Origin of the sequence: Nitrososphaera sp., assembly GCA_039938515.1 — an archaeon.
In the GTDB taxonomy this organism is placed as follows: Archaea; Thermoproteota; Nitrososphaeria; order Nitrososphaerales; family Nitrososphaeraceae; genus Nitrososphaera.
Window position 1 is genome coordinate 57,009 of sequence record JBDUUL010000024.1, and the last position, 17,813, is coordinate 74,821.

The window sequence follows — 17,813 nt, forward strand, 5'->3', positions numbered from 1 at the left end:
CCAAACACTTACGCGAGCTTTACAGTTCAAGCTAGGCAACAGCACACAGGATAATAATCAAAGAATCCACGGCTTTCACCTTCCGTCGCAAAGGGATCTGCGACTAGACCATAATCTGCGGCCTTATCGACAGCCTGCGCGGAAGGTTGAGCGGGAGGTATGGCTTGTCCTCGGTCTGCGACCTGACCTCCTGTACCAGCTCGTCTACGGTCATTTCCCTCTGCTTGCCCTGCTCCCTGTCGCGGACAACCAGCTTGCCGGATGCTATCTCTTTATCCCCGATTACTGCAGAGTAGCGGATCCACTCGGTTTCAGACTCGCGGATTTTCCGGCCCACGGTTTCGTCGCGGTCGTCAAGGTCCGCCCTTATCTGCTTAGCCGCAAGCTCGCTTACAAGCTTGTCGCAGTACTCCAAGTGCTCCCTGCCGACTGATATCACCCGCACCTGGGTATGGGCAAGCCACAGAGGAAACGAGGGTATGCCCCCAGTCTTTGAGATCTTGGCCGACTTTTCAAGCAGCGCATAGATTACGCGCTCTATTGCGCCGGAGGGCGAGTTGTGCAGGATTATCGGGTTCTTTTTGCTCCCGTCCTCGTCAACAAACTCGATGTTGTAGCGGGCTCCGTTTTCGACGTCTATCTGGTCCGTCGAGAGAGCGGACGCCTTGCCCAGGCCGTCGACAAAGTTAAACTCCCACTTGAGCGTAAAGTAAAAGAACCGCTCCTTCCAGACCTCGGCAAGCACAGGCTTTGAGAACCTCCCGATAAGCTCGTTGATAAAGTCCTTGTTCTCGTTGTAAAAGTCCTCGGTGAACCGGATGGCCATCTCAACGTCCTCTATGGTAAGGCCAAAAGCCGCAAGCACGCTGATTGACAGCTCGAAGCGCTTTCGGAATTCCTCCTTTGCCTGACCGATATCCCGGCAAAAGGCATGGCAGTCCGGCATCGTAAAGGCGCGCAGCCTGCGCAGCCCCACGAGCTCGCCGCTTTTTTCCCGGCGAAATGAATACCTTGTAAGCTCGTACAGCTTTATCGGCAGGTTCCTGTAGGATATGGTAAAGTCCTTTGCCATGAGAAACTGGCCAAAGCACGCTGCAAAGCGCAGAAAGAGCTGCTTGTTGTCGGAGTTGATGTTGTACTGCCTGGCAGGAAACCTGTTAAAGTAGCTCTCCATGGACGGGTGCTTCGAGTCGTACATGATTGGAGTCTCGACTTCTATGCCGCCGTACTCCATCACGCGCCTTGTCACGTACTGCTCGATAAGCGACTTTAGAAGCCTGCCCTTTGGGTAGTAGCGCATGTTGCCAACATCTGACGCGGGCTCATAGTCTGCAATGCCCAGCTTTTTCATCAGCCTGACATGAGCCGGCTCCTGGTCGACCGCCCTCTTTTTGGCGACCTCGTAGTTTGCCAGTACCTGCAGGTTCTGGTCCTGCTTTTTGAACCGGTATTCTGAAAGCGGCGTCATCTGCCCGCCGGGCTGCAGTATGTACCAGAATGACTGGAGTTTTTCCTCCGCCTTGAGAGCGCTGGACTCCTTGTCCGGCATCGGGGTCGCGGCAATTACCCCGTGGTCATGGTCGTGGTGCATTTCAGAGTGCTGCGCGCCGGCGTGGATTTCCTTGGCGTTTTCGGCAAGCGGGTGGCCCTTTACCTTTATCTGAAACGACTTGGTCCAGCCAAAGGGCGAGGAATGAACGTCTGAAAGCGACTGTTTGGCGACCTGTACGAGTGACTTGACAAGTTTTGACGCTTCCGCCGGGCTTGCAAGGTCGGAGCTCAGGTGCGCATAGGGGTAAATCAAAAGCCGGCTTGCCTTGACAGTGTCGAGGTACTTCTTTATCTCTGCAAAAGCGCCCTTGACAACGGATTCGTCGTCGCCGGCCTCGACTGCGACAAAGGCAACGACAAGGTCCTCAAGCCTTACCTTTGCCTTGGATTCAATGTCCTCGGCCTGCTTGATCTCCTTGGCAACCGGCTCGTATTCTATAAAATCAGAGTGTAACTGCAGCAGCCGCATTTCTTTATACGGCAGAGTCAGAGCCCGATGCTAATTTAAGCCATGAAGCCCTAGCCCCAGCGGGCGCGCTCGTTTTCGCGGTCTTCCTTGGTGGCCTTTTTCCACTCCTTGTAATGCTCCTTGCAGAGAAAGACGCGCTTGCTTCCGCCAAGACCTAAGTCTGGATCCATTGCGGCCTTTGTTCCGCTCATAGAGCGCTCGGCCTGATTTTCACAGCCCCCAACGCTGCAATTTACCCCCTTGTTTACCTGGCCCATAAGCCTGCATCACGCTTGAGAGTATAAAAAGCTGACTAGAATGGACGCCAGCTACGTTAATAGACTGATGCAGGCGGACTAGAGGTGCGCCGATGGAGCTTTACAATGACCCGCTCTGCAAGAAATGCCTGCACCCTGAGAACCTGCATACCGAGGTTGTCTCGCGGATAGATGGCCGGGAGGTAAGAAGGTGCATCGTCGGCATTTGCTCCTGTGTGATCCCCTTCCACGTCGCGAAATACAAACCGGCATAATTCACAGTATGCCGCCGGCTTTTAGGAACATGACTGTGCCTACCGCAATCAGGACAATGCCTATGAGCATCTTTAAAGTGTCTGGCCGGAACCGGCTGGTGTATCTTGCGCCGATATAGCCTCCGGCCATTGCGGTTGAGCCCATGACTGCAAGGACGAGATAATCAACCTCCCCATTGATTATGTGTCCTGCCAGACCCGCCGCCCCCATTATGGACGATGCTGCAAGGTTTGTTCCGATGGCAATCCTGGGAGGTATTTTCAGGACGGTTATCATGGCAGGCATCCGGATGCTACCAAGGACGAGTCCGACCATGCCACCGAGGACTCCGACGCCAAAGCCGATTAGCGATTCAACCGCGATATTTGTCTTTTTTTCAGACGGCGAGTTAGACTGCGCTTTCTTTCTCGATGCGCTGATTAAAGAATACGCTTCGTATGACACAATTGAGCCGATGATCGCAAAGAGCAAGTACGATGGGACGTACCTCGTCAGCATCGAACCAAGAAATGCCCCGGCAGCTCCCGTTGTAGCCATGATGGCAAAAATTCTGAGGAGCACGTTATGCTGGCGGAAGTGCCTGATTGCTGCACTCGTTGCGCCAAGTGTGCTTACACCGATGTTGGTCCCTGCGACCACGGCAACAGGAGTGCCGGCAGCGCCGGCGGTTGCCAAGATTATCGGAAATCTGATAACGCCAAGCACCAAGCCCAGGAGGCCGCCTATGAAGCCGATGGCCAGGCCAAGAAGCCCGAGCATTAGCACCACGATGGTGTCGACTGGCATGGAATGCCGCGGATAATGAATCGAGGAGTATAAAATCCGATGACAGCTGGGTGCACTGTCAATTTGTTTCATTGAACGCGTTCAAAATGCTTATAATACTCAGAACTTTTCGTTACGGGCATGTCAAGTACCGACGATGACGATGTTGCTGACGAGGATTTTGACGACGACTTTGACGAAGAGGAAGACGCGGACGAAGGCGACGAAGAATGAAGGCCGCTTTTAGAGTCGCGATGTGACTTCGGTCCGTCCGAAATTGAAGTTCAACGCGTCTAAAGTTTTTGACTCAGACTTTAAGCCCGAATGACTCTGCAAAGCCCTTAAAGTTGTTGTAGGCATTAAGAAACTCCAGGCCCCTCTCGCTAATCTTGTATTTTGACTGGCTGGGCACCTCCTGCAAAAGACCGGACTGCTTTAGCTGGCTTACAATCATGCTGAGCCTCTGGTGAGGCACGTTTGCCTTTCTTATGAGGTGGGTGACTGAGGCACCGTTGTCGTAGCCCTCATAGCTGTACTCCTTTGCAGTCGCAAGGACGTCCGCGATGATGCTTACGTGAGTTCTATACGCCACTGCCAATCTGAGAGTTCACCTTTCCAAGTCCGGTCGAGAGTCCGAATTTTGAGAATGGGATAAAGAGCAGGCCAAAGCCCGCCACCTTGATGGCAAGCGCGGGGTACGCAAAGATGCCGGGGTAAATGAAATCATACCATGCAATGAGCTCTGCCGTTGCCAAAAGTCCAAGCCCTGAACCTATCATCAGGGTGCTGGTCTTCCTGCTCTGCATATATGCTGCCATCGTTTCTATTGACACATATACTAATAGAATAAAAGAAATTGACCTAATGAGGTGCTCAATTGAATTTCCCGGAATGATAAACGGCGTGAGAGCGAGCGGGATGAAGGCAAACCTTGGCGCGGGGGCAAAGTCAAAGGACTTTTTGAGCCCGTGCGATAGCGCAATGAAAAAGTACCCGATTGTCTGCGCTGCAAGTCCTGCCGTCATCAGGGGCTGGCTGTATGCCGGCTGGACAAAAAGCGATCCGACAATGATTGCAAAGCCGGCCGAGATTGAGATAAAAGCAAACGTCAGGCGGAGCAGGTTCGGGCTGCCGACCGCGGCATAGCCGGCAAAGGCGAACCTTGAGATAAACACCGAAATGCCAAGACCAAGGAGGTTCATGACTAGTGCAAAGGAAATGTCCGGCATTGAGTCAGCTTGCCAGCCGGAGCGTCGGGAGTTTATATATTATTTCTTCTCGTAGTCGCTGAGGATGTCGCGGTAGCGTGAGTCTTTGTGGGTTATATACCTGATATAATCGCCGTATGTCATGTCCAGCCCGCAGTGAGAGCATTTGACGTACGAAAAGTCGTCTCCCATCTCGGCTATGTCCTTGCAGTCAGGACAGCGGATTTTCACACCATGGATTATCCACAAAGTCATAATAAACTTGCTTGATTTAGCGCGGAGCTTCGAAAAAGCTCGGCCGATTCTACATCCAAATTCGACACCTGCTGGGGGCAGGTGGGAGAAGAGACAGACAAACTTTACTAACATGAGCCAAATGCTGTCAGACGTGCAGCTTAGCCTCAAGGCCAAGATAATTGCAGGGATTCTCCTGGTTGATGCTTTACTAGGTTTTACGTCTTCCATGGCAGGAGCTCGGTGGCTCGGAGGTTGGATATTCGTTAACGCCATTGTCCTTTTGCCGGGGCTGTACATCCGCCATAGGCTCCAGGCAAGAAAAAAACGACAGAATAGGACCGCAGAGGATGGTATCAAGAGCAAATATCGCCTGCCGCGCACTGAAACCCAGCGATATGGCTCTGGTCAAATTACTTTGAGAGGCGAAGTGGTAAAGAGCTATGGGGAAAAGGCGCTCGCCGATTATTTTTTTCGGAATAATATCGATTATGAATATGAAACGAAAGTAATGGAAAGACAGCGACGCCGCGTCCGCAGCGGTAAAGAGTACTCAACTGCAAGACCAATAGGCAGGCCCGATTTCTACCTGCCTGATTTTGATGTATTCGTAGAGTATTGGGGCTTGGCGGACTCTTATGATCCAGTCATGAGAGAAGAATATACAAAATCAATGAATTGGAAAATGGACAGATATCGTGAAAATGGAATCAAGTTCATCTCCATCTACAAAGACAACCTAGAGGACCTTGACTCAAGCTTCAAGTCAAAACTTCGTGAAGCTACGGGAATTAATCTTAGCAGCAAAAGAAGAGTCTAGTTCACACGATGTTATTTCGGCCGTCAACTGAGGCTTCCCTCCACTTTCTGCTACCTTGACAGCCTGAAGGTTTCACTTGCAGTGCACGTTTCATAACTAGTGCTATCATCCAAAAAGTAGCACTCGCTTGTCAATAATCCGTCCGTGTCGCCCAGTACCTCGCACAGCTTTCCCGGTGTCTGCGGATTGGCTGAAATCTCTGTATTGAGGTTGGCTTTCATTCTTGCCCTGATACATTCAAAGTGTAAAAAACTAGTAGTTGAGGGAAACTGAAAATCAGAAAAAAGAAAAGAAGGGAGTTGAGGTCTGCTATGGACTATAGTACGCATGCGCTATTACGCTTGTACTTGCACTTCCGGTAATGTCTACTGGATACATCCTGTCTGCACTGCCGCCTTCCCAGTGGTTGAATGACTCACTGCCATAGTCTGCCACAGCTACCTGGTACTGCTGGTTGTTGTTTATGGTAAACGAAGTTGGAGAAAAGCCGCTTGCAATGACATTGCCGTTCTGCCATAATGTCACATAGTAGCCGTTGATTTCACTGCCTGCTGCATTGAAGGTCTGGACTGACAATTGCGATGTGGTTCCTGACCCTCCGCCGCCACTTGAGCCCGTGCTATACACTGCAGTTAGCATCTGCTGTGGCACTGGGGCAATAAACGTCCTCTCCCTGTTAGTGCTGCCGTTGTCCTGCCAGTGGTCAAAGTGATAGGAACCAAAGTCCTGCACTTCTACGGTATATTGTTGGCTAGATGTTGTTTCAAACGTAGCCGGTGTAAAGCCGGAATTGACTACCGCGCCATTCTGGTACAGCACTGTGTAGTAACCGGTAAGAGGGTTATTGGACGAGTCAACGGAATTGACTACCAAATTAGAGCCAGGCGGCGGACTGTTGACATTTCTATAATCTGCCTGCAATACCTGGTCGGATGTAGGAGTTACTACTCTATCCCTCGCTGTGCTGCCGTCAACGCCCCAGTGGTCAAAGACGTACTGTCCGTAGTCTTGTGGTTCGACTATGTATTGCTGGTTGGCGTTTAGGTTGAAAGTTGCCGGGGTAAAACCCGAATTTGCTACTGCACCATTTTGATACAGCACCGTGTAATACCCATTAAGTGCTTGATTTCCGGCAAAATCCCATGCATTAACGGTGAGTTGATATGTAGTAGACGATGTGGGAGCGGTCCACTGTATCTGCCAGCTTTCGCATGTGCTGCTAGGATAGTTGACACAAATTGAAGCATTCTGTAAGAACCCCGCAGAAAACGGTGCACTAGCTGTTATTGTTTGCGTAACTGATGTATTCGCACCAGAGACAGGCACGCATACGCCATTGAAATAATTTGCAATGTCCTCGTCTATCCAGATGTTGCCAGCTGAAGTGTTGTTCTGCGCGCTCTTTGATGCAGACTGCATTGTTAGCGATACATCGTAGGTCTTGCCAGAATATACGTCCATTACTTTCGGATTTTTCAAGACATCCACAGTTGTTGTTCCGTTTGAGATTGTCAGCCCTGTAACTGTTCCAGCGTAAGTATTGTCGCATGAAGGTCCTTGTCCCATGGCAAACGCTTTGCTTATGTTGCCGCCTGTCCCTGTCGCCAGTGACAGCAAAAGAAGCAAGCCTATCGCAGACGATGCCATGAGAGTGTTTTTGTTTTTCAGTCTTTGTTTTTCATACTTCGGTAAAGGCATTGGTAGCGCCTCGATCTGCGAAATAATGTGCAACGATTTATGCAGAATCTACTCCGCCTAACTAGAATATTAGAAAGAAAATGAAAGCTATGAATTGATAGAAGAATTTAGAGAAATAATCTCCTTGGTGCCTTAAAGGCGGAGTGAAATAAACTGCAACCATGGGGAGCAAGCAGTGAAGACTTCCTAAAGAATGTCAAGTCCATAGTAATCAGGTAGGCAGTAGCGTCCAAAAGGCAGATAATACTATAAAGTTGTCAACAATAAACTTGTAATGCACTAAATTATTGTGATTCAGTGGTCAAATCATATAAGCACTTGTCAAAATGATTGCAATAGATTGATAAGCCAAGAATGGCATGGATAGTTTGAGCTGAAAATGAATAGCACATTTGGCCCGACTTACAAGCGCCAGCTGATGCTCCTTGGAGCAGTTCTGGGAGCAGGGCTTGTGGCGACCTTCTTCCTAGGCTTCATCATAGGCATGGCCGTAAACGTAGGACTATTGATCGCCGTCTCGTTTTACATTCGCTCAAGGCGCAACAAGGCGCTAAAGTCGCTTGGCTTTAGCAGCGAGAGTGCGGGCGGAGGGTTCATGTCGGGCGAAAACCCCAAGCTAAAGTACGTGTGCCTCTCATGCGGCGCCGAGATGACGGGCTCTAGGTGCAGGGCGTGCGGCTCTCACATGAAAAAGCCCCTCTTCTGAGGCACTTACAGAGGGCATTTACCGGGTCCGGCACACGACGCTTGATTTTGTAAGTTTCTAGATTTCAAGTGGAACCGTTATTGCCATTTGAGGCACGGTTCTTCAGGGGCTCAACAGGCTACCAATTGTCGACACTCAATTCATCTGCCTCTATGCGCCGATATCAAAGGAGCCCAGTGGCGAATGGCAGCCGGCTTATCTCAGGTTCTCTTTATTGGTGAACCAGATGCCTTTTGCTTTTTTGCGCTCGCCGGCGATGATAAAGATACCGCCCAGAGAGACGAGGCCAATGAGCAGGACAGGCAGGGTGAAGTTCTGGGACGACAGCGGGTATCCCCCGTTTGGATCGAACGAGAACTCTAGCGCACTTACGTTTGAAAACATGGTAACGAGAGCAGAAAAGGCACCAAGGGCTGCCAGTGAGGCCACTATCAAGATGCTTGAGGTCCTGCCTTCAGGCACAATCGTCATACCTCACGATATTATTTAATGATTATGCGAAATTCTTAATTTTATGATATTATGTTTGTCCCGGTTTGCAGCGTCAGCAAACTTCAAATACATCTTTTCTACGTTCGGCCTTTTCTTCGGAATTCTTAACCTATAAAATAGCCGTTCATTTAGTTTTCTCGGATGAGCAAAACCTGTCTCAGGTGCGGCAAGTCGTTTGAAGAGATTCCCGACCCTGCTGCAGAAAAATATCCTGCGTGCCCGGATTGCTGGAAGGAATGGACCACTTATGCAGTTATGGTAATGAACGAGATGAGGCTTGACATGTCGCTGCCGGAGCACAGAAAGGCGCTGCGCAAGTACGAGAAATTATTCTTTGAAAAGGCCGAGGGCGAATTGCAAAAGAACCCCGAGCAAAAACCCGACGATCACAGCGGCCACATGCATTAATTCAGACCCAGCGCGGACAGCAGATAACCGGGCGCGACCCGCAGGAGCCTTTCCCTGTTGGGCGTTGAAAGTAGGACCTCGTGTATCGAGTCCTTCAGGACCTGCCTGGCCGGCTCTGCAACAGAGAGAAACACGCTGCTTACAAGGCGCAGGTCGAGTTTCTCAATCTCTGACTGCTGCAGCTTCAAGAGTTCCTGGCAGTACGTATGAAACATAAGCGTCCTCTTGTCCGCGTCGAATTGCGCCAAAAGCTCGAGCCAAGTCTTCAGAAGGACTCCAAGTTTTGCAGGGGCGACGGTCGGCGCGGCTGACAGTGCCAGTCGGATGGTATCGCTCTTTGTGACCGGGTCCATCTGATAGAATTCCTTTAGCCGGCTCTGGAGCATGGGCTTTCGCACAAAGTCGGGCAGGTCGGCGAGAATCTGTATGATGTTGCCGGCTGCCTGGCGCTCCTTGCCGGAATTCGAATTCTTTGACATCTTGACCCTGAAAAGCGCTGCAGGTTGTATTCGGCCGTATTAATGAGTTGTTGGACAGAAGAAAAGCGAACTAGAATTAAATAGGCACGTCCGGTGCAAAGACTTGCTTTTAATGCCAAGCTTGGTTACGGTCGGGGGCTTTTTTGGAGACGAAGGAAAGGGCAAGATTATCGCGTATCTGGCAATGAAGGATAGGCCGGCGATTGCAGTGCGGGGCGGAGTAGGTCCAAACGCGGGCCACACGTTCACCTTTGAGGGCACCGAGTACAAGGTAAGGATGCTCCCAAGCGCGGCGCTAAACCCATCCACAAGGCTTCTGATAGGCGCAGGCGTTCTCGTGAACCCGGAAATACTCCTCCGCGAGGTCCAGATGTTCAAGGCAGACGACAGGACCTTTGTCGATTCGCAGTGCGGCATTATAGAGCAGTCGCATATCGACAGGGACAAAGGAGACCACTTGAAGGGCACCATCGGGACGACCGGCACCGGAACGGGGCCGGCTAATGCGGACCGGGCACTTCGAACCTTAAAGCTGGCAAGAGACGTCCCGGAGCTTTCACTTTACGTCGAGGACGTCAGCAACTCGGTCAACTACGCGCTTGACAGCGGCGAGAATGTGCTTGTCGAAGGGACTCAGGGCACCTATCTGTCGCTCTTTCATGGCGGCTACCCGTTTGTGACATCAAAGGACGTTACCGCGTCGGGGATCTGCTCAGACGTTGGTCTTGGCCCAAAGCGGGTTGACGAAGTCCTTGTGGTTTTCAAGGCATACGTTACGCGCGTGGGAGGCGGCCCACTGCAAAACGAGCTCCCCGAGGAGGAGGCAAAACAGCGCGGCTGGCAGGAATTTGGGAGCGTCACCGGAAGGCAGAGAAGGTCCGCACCTTTTGACATGGAGCTTGCAAAAAAGGCAATCAGGCTCAACAGCGCGACGCAGCTTGCCGTGACAAAACTCGACGTGCTCTATCCAGATTGCGCAGGCGCAAGGACTTTTGACGGGCTTTCATCGGAAGCAAGGAAATTCATTGAAAACATTGAAGGCGAAACTGGCCTGCAGGTAACGCTCATTGGAACCGGGCCTGAACTCTACGACATCGTGGACCGGCGAGAAGACAAGTCGTAGCTTGCGACAAGGAACTTGGCAGCGTCGCGGCAATCCCTGAGAAGTGCCAGCAGCCCTGCAGGATCGCGGAGCTCGTGGGCCGCGATTTGCTCTTCAAGTCCTGACAGCTTGCGTCTGAGCTGCTCCGAGACGTCCGTTTTTGATTGCCTGCGATACGTGTTTCTGGCAGGTGCAGACTTTGCGCCGGCAGGTGACATTTCAATGTGGCTGGTCAGCTTCAGGTACAAGATGGCCCGCTCAAGCGACACATAGGCGCGCCAGCACGATTCAGCTGCCTGCGGGTCAGCCTGATTTTTTGCAATGGATTTGTCGGTTGTTTCAAGAAGAGATGCGGCAGACCGGACATGCTCCAATACCTTTGCAAGAGCCTCTGCCTGGATGTCATCAGGACCGGATTTTTCGAGATCGCCGGTGTCTGACGGCTTACTTCTCGCCATTTCTGCCGTTTCGGATGACTTTAATACCCTTACTATTATGTCTATTCGATTGCGCCTCAAGACTCCCTGGTACGTAAGGTTGGCTGAGCTGAGGGATTTTGGTCGACTCGTCTGCGCGCTTGAGCGGGCGCCGCTTCCTGCTTTCTCGTTTCGATTTGGAGACAGCGACATCTATGCTGTCCAGCTTGACATCATCGACGGGAGACCCGTCATCTATTATGCCGTCACCGACAAGCCGGCTGGCCACTACCTCGCATACAGAGTGAGCAACGGGATAGAGGAAGTCTTTCCCTCTGATGGCGTGGTAAACCCGACGTACGTGTACTCGCCACTCCTGCATATCGACAAACTACCGCCAATACTTACAAAGACAATGCGGCAGACAAAGGGCAAGAAAAAAGAATCCTCCGGCTATGTGTCGGTAAAGCTCAAAGACCTGGCCAGCCTTGCAAAGGTTGCAGCATACAAGACGCTCTATGAGGAGCCGCCGCTGCCGCTCTTTTACTTCAACGACGGCACGAGTCATGCACTTGGCGCGGCAATGAGCATGAGCGAAAACGACTCGATTTCGTACTTTTACTATGCAGACATCAATGGCGAGTCAAAGGAGCCGTTTCTGCGGTACAGCAGCCAAAAGGCCGAGCAGCCGACATTTTCGTCGCGGCTTGACGAGCACGGCTACATTTACCTAAAGGTGATTCATCTTGCGGGCGACCACCCTCTGGTAAAACTGTATGGCTAGTTCCAAAGGGTTTCGAGAGCGAATCAAATCGGCTGCAGTTGAGAGCCCGATTATTGTTGCACTTGATATCGTGTCCGGAACGCAAGCTCCAGATTCTTCGGAGAAGTGGCTGGAGGGGATTCAAAGGTCTGCGACGGACATCATTGACAAGGTGCATGCAAGCGTCTGCGCGATAAAGCTCAATTTTCATCTTTTGCTTCCCCTCTCGGCAACCAAGCTTGCGTCGGTAAACCGCCTTGCGCATTCCTACGGCCTGCTTTCAATAGCAGACATCAAGCTAAACGACATCGAGCACACAAACGAAGTTGCCCTGGATAGTCTTGTCTCGATGGGCTTTGACGGCGTCATTGCAAATCCATTCATGGGATCACAGACGCTCAAGGCCCTTACAGGCAAGGCCCATGCCAAGGGCGCAGGAGTCGTAGCCCTTGCGTACATGTCCCACCCAGGAGCGGCGGAAGGATACGGCCTTGACGTGCATCAAAATGGCAAGCAGATGCCGCTGTACAGGATATTCATTCAAAGGGCTAAGGCAGCCGGAGCGGACGGAATAGTCGTGGGCGCTATGCAAAAGCAGATTCTCGCCGAACTTGCGGCATCCGGTGACAGCCTGCCCATATACTCGCCAGGAATCGGAGCGCAGGGAGCGTCGGTTGAGGATGCCGTTATGAACGGATGCGACTACCTGATTGTCGGAAGGTCGATAATTGAAGCAGATGACCCTGCCGCTGCTGCAAGGGAAATGAAGGCCAGGGCAATCAAGGCTTCCAAAAGATAAGGGGGTGCCTACAGCTGGCGCGATTTCTTGCGCGCCAGGTCGCGCGTGCTGTCCTCCGGGGTCGGAGCGGGCCCTGCTCTTGGCTGCTCGCCAAGCTGGCCTGCGGTCGCATCATTTAGCGCCTGGTCTCGCTTGAGCGGATTTTTTCTCTCTGTACTCATGTCTGTATACTGCAGGTCTTTGTTATTATGACTTGAGTGGCAAAATTCAATAGCAAGGCTCTGAAAGAGAAGTACCAGGGGCAGCTTGAGAGAGAAATGAACAACGATGGCATTAACCTGACGCAGTTGTGCGAAAAGGTACTCACCTTCGACGATGACATCCGGTATGCGGGCGTTATTGATTCAGGAGGTGCGCTGGTTGCCGGAGGAATGCGGAACGGTCTAGACTCGCTTGTCGCACAGACCGACGAGGAATTGTTTCTGGCGCAGACCGCCCTTCGCAGGAGCATGAGGGAGCGCTTTGACTCCACTATGGGGACGGCGAGGTTTGCCTACGTCGAGCGGGAAAAGATTTCCATCCTTACTTTCTACATGAAGGACAAGATCCTTGTGGTGACGCTTGAGCCAAACGTCGAGTCGCACACCGCGATGGACATTGCTGAAGATACCCTGGAATTGTTGGATGGCAAGAAGTAGCAGGAGATTCCAGGCTGAAATTACGCTTTGGAATAGATATGAGCTGCTTACACTATAGCTGTATGTGTCAAGATACCATCAGGTATTCCCATGTTCAAAGGTACCTGAGGTTCACCATTTTGGTCGCATAGCGTTACCGATGCAGTGTGGCCCTCCATTTCTAAATTGAATACGCCACGAACATCCGTCTGATTTCTTCGATATCCTCTTACATGAGTAGGCCTGCCAGAAAAAGGTAGCAGATTTTATGATTGACATCTGAGCGCATTTTTCAGGTTGTCGAGGTTTTCATACCACTTGTCAAGAAAGGTCACGCCCTTTTGCTGTTCTTCCGGTTTAATTCCCTCAAGTGGGCTGAGCACCTTTGTTTGCGCTCCGACGTCTGAAGCAAGCGACTCTGCCAGCTTGGGGTCAACTAGGTCCTCGCTAAAAACAACACTAACGTTATTCTGCTTAATGGCGCTTTCAACCCTGGCCAGATCCTGCGGCGACAGCTCAGAGTCCGGCGCCAGTCCAGACAGCCAATAGTCTGTCAGGTTGTACTGTCGGTCGAAGTAGCTGAAGGCATTGTGAAATGAAACAAAAGTGTGCGTCTGGCAGTTTGAAAGTTGTGATTTGACGTCGCTGTCGAGCTTGGCTAGTTTTGAGATATAGCTCTGGGCATTTGCCTCATAGTACTGCGCGTTAGCCGGATCGGCTTTTTCCATTGCATTTGCTATATTTCGTACCTCCTTTTGTGCCAACACTGGGTCATTCCAGATATGCGGGTCTTGTCCTCCCTGCGCTATCATGGGCTTTGCCTCGTCTTCTGGGAGGCTGCTTGTGTCAGCTGCTATGGTCGGTATTCCTTCGGATGCCTTGACAAAGGTCGTGTGCTGAAATGTGTCTGAACCATTAGCCAGAAAGTTTGGAATGAATGCTTCCATCCCATAGCCGTTGTAAACAAAGAGCTGTGAGTCCTGGACTTTTTGAATCTCTTGTGGGGTCGGCTCCCAGCCGTGTGGCTCATCCCCAATCGGGATAAACGAACTAACATTTGCGCGGTCGCCTGCTACGGCGCTGGTAAATTCATACATTGGAAAGAAAGAGGCCACAATTGTCAGCCTTGAGCCTTTAGCCGCGTTCTGGGTCTGGTTTGATATGTTCGAGCCGATTCCAGCAGGTTTGCCGACTCCCGCCGATAATGCAACTACTGCAGCGATTGCAATTGCAATTCCAAATGAAAGACCTATCACTAAGTTAGTATTCATACCGTCGACAACGGCTATTAAGGATATATACTTATGTTAATAATTCTTATGTGTATGAATATAAAGTGCTAATAAAATGGGCTGCGAAAAGCATGGCCCAATGAGACTGGCACATTGTCAAATGTAATACTGTTCGCTTGCGCTGTTCCAACTTTGGGACGGCAACTATGGCAGAGGGAGTTCCTAATTCACGTTCTGGCAGATAATATCGGCTCATGGAATAGCTGCCACCAGCTACATCAATGAACGAAATACACCGAGCGCGGCAGGATTGGAATTTATAGAAATCACTTTCACATCAGGATCGGATGCACAACGTTGTCAAGCTGCTTGACAGAGTATCGCAACGCTACTACCCAAGCAGGATGCTGACGTTTGAGCCAGCACACATCTTCAAAGTGCTCCAGCTCCTGGACACAAATGCCAAGACTAGCCGAGCGACTCTGATCCTAAAGCTTGGACTAGGCGAGGGTTCAATCAAGACCCTTGTGAAGCATCTAAAGATGGAGAATCTCATCTCAACAACCAACGCCGGAATGACGCTTACCTCCAAGGGGACTGCGCTTTACTCGAAAATCAAGGCCGCCATCCCGGCGGAAACCGAAATTGATCAAAGTTACATATCGTTTGGAAGAGCAAACCATGCGGTGCTGGTTAGAGGTATTTCTGACGAGGTGGGTAGTGGGATACTCCAGCGAGACGCTGCAATAAAGATGGGGGCGCTTGGAGCAAGCACCATAGTATTTCAGGACGGAAGATTATTCACCTCTGATAACAGACACGGGAGTCCAATTAGTGACTCTGCCCTGACAGGCACGTTGATAGAAAGAATGCACCCTCAGGACGGAGACGTGATAATCATAGCAAGCGCAAACGACCCCAAGGTTGCAGACCTTGCGGCAAAGCGAGCGGCTCTTGAGACCGTATCAGCCCACGAAAAGCACGTCGTCCATTGACTTGCCGGCGTGGATAACTTAGGACAGGTTGGATAAACTGTTCAAGCTCTTATATATCAGACTTTGGGCTGTGAACACCTATGGTAGACCTGGGGGCTGTGGTGGCAGTGTCTGTGCCCACAATGCTTATCCTCGGTCTACGTCACGGGCTGGATGTCGATCACATCTCTGCGATCGATAGCTTGGTGCGCTTGCACAACGCGTCAAAGAGGACGAGACTGGTAGGCACGGCCTTCAGCGCGGGCCACATGGCTTCAGTCCTTGCGGAATTGCTTATCGTGGTATTTGTAGTTGGCAATATCGCCAGGAGCGAAAGTTTTGGATTGTTTAGCAGCCTTCTTGGCGCGGTTGCACTTGGCAGTATTGGACTGATTAATCTATACGCAATGAAAAAGTGGGGAAGGACCGGCACCGCCATGCTCGCCGGCAAGGTGCTAAACAGGACTGGAAAACTCGGCCCTTACGGATCTTCATTCATTACAGGAAATGTATTTGGAATAGGCTTTGAGACTGCTTCGCTGATTGCTGCAGTTTCGCTTTCCGCCGTCGCGTCGGCGACCCAGGGACTGCAGGTCTCCCTCACACTGGTAGCCGTCTTTGGCATCGGCATGACTGCGATGGACACCCTGAACAGCGTTCTTATCCGCTCGGCTTTCTGGAAGATATTCCAGACCAAGGCTTTCCGGTACATGGCGTACGGGCTGAGCGGGGTCGCCCTCACCGTGGCGATAGCAGAAGGAATAGGCGCGTTTGCAAATTTCGACATTCCAGAGTGGTCAGGGCCGGTCTTGGCCGCAACAGTAATCTCTTCTTCCTTCTCCTATGCATTTGTAGCAAAGAGGAGAATTCAGTCAAATGCCTAGAACCCATCTCATAAGCACCTCCTGAGCAATTTCATTTGCTAATTTGGCTATCACAATATCCACGGTTACCGGCACTTATGAGATTATTTACATCAACAGGCAAGGCCGCGGTAACCAAGCAAGGAATATGTCGAACCCTCCTAGGCGATCTCGGGCTTCCAGATCATCTTGAAATTGACTGCCCAGCATCCGAAATCGCCGACGGATTGCCTTAAAAGAATGATCTGGAAAAAAGGCTTTATAGCTTCCGAGGGCGATGTAGTTTGCTTTTCGCGAATGCTCGAATTTGTAGTGGCCGGGGGCACAATACAATGTTGCTAAAATCTAGAACTATTAGTCGTGCTATGACTCGCTGCTGCGCGATTTCGAAGACTCTAGGTGATTGAAAGTTTGCGCGAGCCTAGAAAGGGCCCCAAAGGCCACATGCGCGTTGATGCGGCTACAGAAAAGTTCTTCTCCTTAATCAACTGGTCAAAGTTGGAGCCTGCCATAGAAGGGGCAAGCCTGCTCGCTTCACACGGGAGGGTCCTTGCCAAAGACATCATCACACCTTTCGATATCCCTTCTTTTGCCAAAGCATCAATGGATGGCTATGCGATAAGGTCCAAAGACGTAGCCACTGCGTCTGACAAAGAACCTGTTATCCTTGCAATAATTGGCAAGTTGAGTGCAGGCGAGGCGATGACGTACGAAATCAGAGACGGGGAGGCCCTTTCTATAGCTACGGGGGCACGGCTCCCTATGGGAGCTGACGCGGTGGTTATGTCTGAACATACCCGCCTACGTGGGTCTGACGTAAAGATCTTTAACAAGGTGAAATCCGGCGAAAACGTCTCGCTCGTTGGCGAGGACATGAAGAAAGGCCGCGTTATGTTGAAAAATGGAAGGTGGCTGGCCTCGCAGGACGTCGGCCTTTTGGCCACGATCGGGCTCGATAAAGTTCCTGTCTTTCGAAAGCCCAGGGTAGCAATAATTGCTACTGGCAGCGAACTCGTAGAGCCGGGTGGCAGGCTTGACCGGACTTCTATTTTTGAGAGCAACAGGTACATGATCTCCTGCATGGTACAAGAGTGCGGCGCAGAGCCAATCGATCTGGGATTGTGCAAAGACGACAGGCCTGCCATATCATCCAGGCTAAAGGAGGCGGCTGAATACGACATGGTCGTAGTATGCGGGGGGACCTCTGTGGGGCCAACAGATTACGTGCCAGAGCTCGTAAATGCTATGGGAAAGCCGGGACTGGTAGTTCATGGAGTTGCCATGAAGCCGGGCTCGCCTACGGGGCTTGGAATAGTAAATGGCAGGCCGGTAATTCTTGTTCCTGGATTTCCTGTCTCGGCCTTTGTCGCTTTCTACACCTTTGGCAGGCCGGTGCTCCAGAGGATACTGCAGACTTCCGGCCCTGCCAAGGCAAACCCTGTAGCAAAACTCACCAAGTCGGTCAGGGTGCATGCGAAGATGCGGACATTCATCAGAGTAAAGGTGACAAGAATAAGTGATTCTCTCGCAGGTGGCTACGCTGCGGAGCCAATAAGCGCCGCCGGTGCCAGGCTTTTGTCTACTCTGGTAGACGCTACCGGCATGGTAATAGTAGACGACAGGGAAATGCTGAGGAAGGGTGAGAAAGTCGAAGTTATTCCATTCAGGAGCATCGACTAGATGACGAGATTCTTGCTTCAGGAGG

Annotated in this window: 24 protein-coding genes; 10 read left to right on the plus strand and 14 right to left on the minus strand. The window is 51.3% G+C overall.

Going from position 1 to position 17,813, the window contains the following annotated elements:
- Positions 1 to 103: 103 nt before the first annotated feature.
- The 7 genes from ABI361_12915 to ABI361_12945 form a co-directional block, all read right to left on the minus strand.
- Positions 104 to 2,020: a threonine--tRNA ligase gene (locus tag ABI361_12915; GenBank protein ID MEO9321560.1), complete on the minus strand. Its 1,917-nt coding sequence runs from the start codon at positions 2,018 to 2,020 to the stop codon at positions 104 to 106.
- 50 nt (positions 2,021 to 2,070) lie between these two features.
- On the minus strand, positions 2,071 to 2,277 hold the full coding sequence (locus tag ABI361_12920) for a hypothetical protein (GenBank protein MEO9321561.1): 207 nt from the start codon (positions 2,275 to 2,277) through the stop codon (positions 2,071 to 2,073).
- Positions 2,278 to 2,333: 56 nt separating this feature from the next.
- On the minus strand, positions 2,334 to 2,507 hold the full coding sequence (locus ABI361_12925) for a hypothetical protein (protein ID MEO9321562.1): 174 nt from the start codon (positions 2,505 to 2,507) through the stop codon (positions 2,334 to 2,336).
- A gap of 25 nt (positions 2,508 to 2,532) precedes the next feature.
- Positions 2,533 to 3,318: a sulfite exporter TauE/SafE family protein gene (locus ABI361_12930; GenBank protein ID MEO9321563.1), complete on the minus strand. Its 786-nt coding sequence runs from the start codon at positions 3,316 to 3,318 to the stop codon at positions 2,533 to 2,535.
- A gap of 286 nt (positions 3,319 to 3,604) precedes the next feature.
- Positions 3,605 to 3,889 (minus strand): winged helix-turn-helix domain-containing protein, encoded by a 285-nt coding sequence (locus tag ABI361_12935; GenBank protein ID MEO9321564.1) that lies wholly within the window; start codon positions 3,887 to 3,889, stop codon positions 3,605 to 3,607.
- On the minus strand, positions 3,879 to 4,526 hold the full coding sequence (locus ABI361_12940; GenBank protein ID MEO9321565.1) for a hypothetical protein: 648 nt from the start codon (positions 4,524 to 4,526) through the stop codon (positions 3,879 to 3,881). The genes ABI361_12935 and ABI361_12940 overlap by 11 nt, the downstream gene beginning before the upstream one ends.
- Positions 4,527 to 4,565: 39 nt before the next feature.
- Entirely contained in the window at positions 4,566 to 4,736 is a 171-nt protein-coding gene (locus ABI361_12945; protein MEO9321566.1) for a hypothetical protein, read from the minus strand.
- Between the two features lie 136 nt (positions 4,737 to 4,872).
- Here ABI361_12945 and ABI361_12950 point away from each other — a divergent pair, with 136 nt between their 5' ends.
- A complete protein-coding gene (locus tag ABI361_12950; GenBank protein MEO9321567.1) occupies positions 4,873 to 5,559 on the plus strand; it encodes a hypothetical protein in 687 nt (228 codons plus the stop codon).
- A gap of 50 nt (positions 5,560 to 5,609) precedes the next feature.
- Here the strand turns inward: ABI361_12950 and ABI361_12955 are convergent, their stop codons facing one another.
- Complete coding sequence (locus ABI361_12955) at positions 5,610 to 5,780, minus strand: hypothetical protein (GenBank protein MEO9321568.1); 171 nt, start codon at positions 5,778 to 5,780, stop codon at positions 5,610 to 5,612.
- An 88-nt stretch (positions 5,781 to 5,868) separates the two neighbouring features.
- Positions 5,869 to 7,257, minus strand: a complete 1,389-nt coding sequence (locus ABI361_12960) for a hypothetical protein (GenBank protein ID MEO9321569.1) — start codon at positions 7,255 to 7,257, stop codon at positions 5,869 to 5,871.
- A gap of 379 nt (positions 7,258 to 7,636) precedes the next feature.
- Between ABI361_12960 and ABI361_12965 the strand changes: the two genes are divergently transcribed.
- Positions 7,637 to 7,963, plus strand: a complete 327-nt coding sequence (locus ABI361_12965) for a hypothetical protein (protein MEO9321570.1) — start codon at positions 7,637 to 7,639, stop codon at positions 7,961 to 7,963.
- Between the two features lie 195 nt (positions 7,964 to 8,158).
- On the opposite strand, the gene ABI361_12970 is transcribed toward ABI361_12965, so the two are convergent.
- Positions 8,159 to 8,425: a hypothetical protein gene (locus ABI361_12970; protein ID MEO9321571.1), complete on the minus strand. Its 267-nt coding sequence runs from the start codon at positions 8,423 to 8,425 to the stop codon at positions 8,159 to 8,161.
- A 171-nt stretch (positions 8,426 to 8,596) separates the two neighbouring features.
- Between ABI361_12970 and ABI361_12975 the strand changes: the two genes are divergently transcribed.
- A complete protein-coding gene (locus ABI361_12975; protein MEO9321572.1) occupies positions 8,597 to 8,863 on the plus strand; it encodes a Fe(2+)-trafficking protein in 267 nt (88 codons plus the stop codon).
- Here ABI361_12975 and ABI361_12980 read toward each other — a convergent pair.
- The gene (locus tag ABI361_12980) at positions 8,860 to 9,342 is read right to left on the minus strand and encodes a hypothetical protein (protein MEO9321573.1); all 483 of its coding nucleotides are present in this window, start codon (positions 9,340 to 9,342) and stop codon (positions 8,860 to 8,862) included. The two genes, ABI361_12975 and ABI361_12980, sit on opposite strands and share 4 nt — an antisense overlap.
- A gap of 112 nt (positions 9,343 to 9,454) precedes the next feature.
- On the opposite strand from ABI361_12980, the gene ABI361_12985 reads away from it, so the two are divergent.
- Positions 9,455 to 10,465, plus strand: coding sequence for an adenylosuccinate synthetase (locus tag ABI361_12985; GenBank protein MEO9321574.1), 1,011 nt, complete (start codon positions 9,455 to 9,457; stop codon positions 10,463 to 10,465).
- Here the strand turns inward: ABI361_12985 and ABI361_12990 are convergent.
- Positions 10,429 to 10,902, minus strand: a complete 474-nt coding sequence (locus ABI361_12990; protein ID MEO9321575.1) for a hypothetical protein — start codon at positions 10,900 to 10,902, stop codon at positions 10,429 to 10,431. The genes ABI361_12985 and ABI361_12990 overlap by 37 nt on opposite strands.
- Before the next feature lie 49 nt (positions 10,903 to 10,951).
- Here ABI361_12990 and ABI361_12995 point away from each other — a divergent pair, with 49 nt between their 5' ends.
- Both ABI361_12995 and ABI361_13000 read left to right on the plus strand, forming a co-directional pair.
- Positions 10,952 to 11,644 (plus strand): hypothetical protein, encoded by a 693-nt coding sequence (locus tag ABI361_12995; GenBank protein ID MEO9321576.1) that lies wholly within the window; start codon positions 10,952 to 10,954, stop codon positions 11,642 to 11,644.
- On the plus strand, positions 11,637 to 12,422 hold the full coding sequence (locus tag ABI361_13000; GenBank protein MEO9321577.1) for an orotidine 5'-phosphate decarboxylase: 786 nt from the start codon (positions 11,637 to 11,639) through the stop codon (positions 12,420 to 12,422). The genes ABI361_12995 and ABI361_13000 overlap by 8 nt, the downstream gene beginning before the upstream one ends.
- 8 nt (positions 12,423 to 12,430) lie before the next feature.
- Here the strand turns inward: ABI361_13000 and ABI361_13005 are convergent, their stop codons facing one another.
- Positions 12,431 to 12,583: a hypothetical protein gene (locus ABI361_13005; GenBank protein ID MEO9321578.1), complete on the minus strand. Its 153-nt coding sequence runs from the start codon at positions 12,581 to 12,583 to the stop codon at positions 12,431 to 12,433.
- A 36-nt stretch (positions 12,584 to 12,619) separates the two neighbouring features.
- Here ABI361_13005 and ABI361_13010 point away from each other — a divergent pair, with 36 nt between their 5' ends.
- Complete coding sequence (locus ABI361_13010) at positions 12,620 to 13,060, plus strand: DUF6659 family protein (protein MEO9321579.1); 441 nt, start codon at positions 12,620 to 12,622, stop codon at positions 13,058 to 13,060.
- Positions 13,061 to 13,305: 245 nt separating this feature from the next.
- On the opposite strand, the gene ABI361_13015 is transcribed toward ABI361_13010, so the two are convergent.
- On the minus strand, positions 13,306 to 14,295 hold the full coding sequence (locus ABI361_13015; GenBank protein MEO9321580.1) for a zinc ABC transporter substrate-binding protein: 990 nt from the start codon (positions 14,293 to 14,295) through the stop codon (positions 13,306 to 13,308).
- A gap of 323 nt (positions 14,296 to 14,618) precedes the next feature.
- Here ABI361_13015 and ABI361_13020 point away from each other — a divergent pair, with 323 nt between their 5' ends.
- The 3 genes from ABI361_13020 (at position 14,619) to glp (ending at position 17,788) form a co-directional block, all read left to right on the plus strand.
- Positions 14,619 to 15,266, plus strand: a complete 648-nt coding sequence (locus ABI361_13020) for a DUF4443 domain-containing protein (protein ID MEO9321581.1) — start codon at positions 14,619 to 14,621, stop codon at positions 15,264 to 15,266.
- A gap of 80 nt (positions 15,267 to 15,346) precedes the next feature.
- Positions 15,347 to 16,129, plus strand: coding sequence for a hypothetical protein (locus ABI361_13025; protein MEO9321582.1), 783 nt, complete (start codon positions 15,347 to 15,349; stop codon positions 16,127 to 16,129).
- 390 nt (positions 16,130 to 16,519) lie between these two features.
- Entirely contained in the window at positions 16,520 to 17,788 is a 1,269-nt protein-coding gene (gene glp / locus ABI361_13030) for a gephyrin-like molybdotransferase Glp (GenBank protein ID MEO9321583.1), read from the plus strand.
- Positions 17,789 to 17,813 lie beyond the last annotated feature (25 nt).

What these genes read in the sequence shown, in the direction of transcription:
- ABI361_12985 (MEO9321574.1), top strand. Translation starts at nt 9,455, where the DNA reads ATGCCAAGCTTGGTTACGGTCGGGGGCTTTTTTGGAGACGAAGGAAAG.
- ABI361_12920 (MEO9321561.1), bottom strand. Translation starts at nt 2,277, where the DNA reads ATGGGCCAGGTAAACAAGGGGGTAAATTGCAGCGTTGGGGGCTGTGAA.
- ABI361_12975 (MEO9321572.1), top strand. Translation starts at nt 8,597, where the DNA reads ATGAGCAAAACCTGTCTCAGGTGCGGCAAGTCGTTTGAAGAGATTCCC.
- ABI361_13025 (MEO9321582.1), top strand. Translation starts at nt 15,347, where the DNA reads ATGGTAGACCTGGGGGCTGTGGTGGCAGTGTCTGTGCCCACAATGCTT.
- ABI361_12950 (MEO9321567.1), top strand. Translation starts at nt 4,873, where the DNA reads ATGAGCCAAATGCTGTCAGACGTGCAGCTTAGCCTCAAGGCCAAGATA.
- ABI361_13005 (MEO9321578.1), bottom strand. Translation starts at nt 12,583, where the DNA reads ATGAGTACAGAGAGAAAAAATCCGCTCAAGCGAGACCAGGCGCTAAAT.
- ABI361_12915 (MEO9321560.1), bottom strand. Translation starts at nt 2,020, where the DNA reads ATGCGGCTGCTGCAGTTACACTCTGATTTTATAGAATACGAGCCGGTT.
- ABI361_13020 (MEO9321581.1), top strand. Translation starts at nt 14,619, where the DNA reads ATGCACAACGTTGTCAAGCTGCTTGACAGAGTATCGCAACGCTACTAC.
- ABI361_12940 (MEO9321565.1), bottom strand. Translation starts at nt 4,526, where the DNA reads ATGCCGGACATTTCCTTTGCACTAGTCATGAACCTCCTTGGTCTTGGC.
- ABI361_12980 (MEO9321573.1), bottom strand. Translation starts at nt 9,342, where the DNA reads ATGTCAAAGAATTCGAATTCCGGCAAGGAGCGCCAGGCAGCCGGCAAC.
- ABI361_12960 (MEO9321569.1), bottom strand. Translation starts at nt 7,257, where the DNA reads ATGCCTTTACCGAAGTATGAAAAACAAAGACTGAAAAACAAAAACACT.
- ABI361_12990 (MEO9321575.1), bottom strand. Translation starts at nt 10,902, where the DNA reads ATGGCGAGAAGTAAGCCGTCAGACACCGGCGATCTCGAAAAATCCGGT.
- ABI361_13000 (MEO9321577.1), top strand. Translation starts at nt 11,637, where the DNA reads ATGGCTAGTTCCAAAGGGTTTCGAGAGCGAATCAAATCGGCTGCAGTT.
- ABI361_12965 (MEO9321570.1), top strand. Translation starts at nt 7,637, where the DNA reads ATGAATAGCACATTTGGCCCGACTTACAAGCGCCAGCTGATGCTCCTT.
- ABI361_12955 (MEO9321568.1), bottom strand. Translation starts at nt 5,780, where the DNA reads ATGAAAGCCAACCTCAATACAGAGATTTCAGCCAATCCGCAGACACCG.
- ABI361_12930 (MEO9321563.1), bottom strand. Translation starts at nt 3,318, where the DNA reads ATGCCAGTCGACACCATCGTGGTGCTAATGCTCGGGCTTCTTGGCCTG.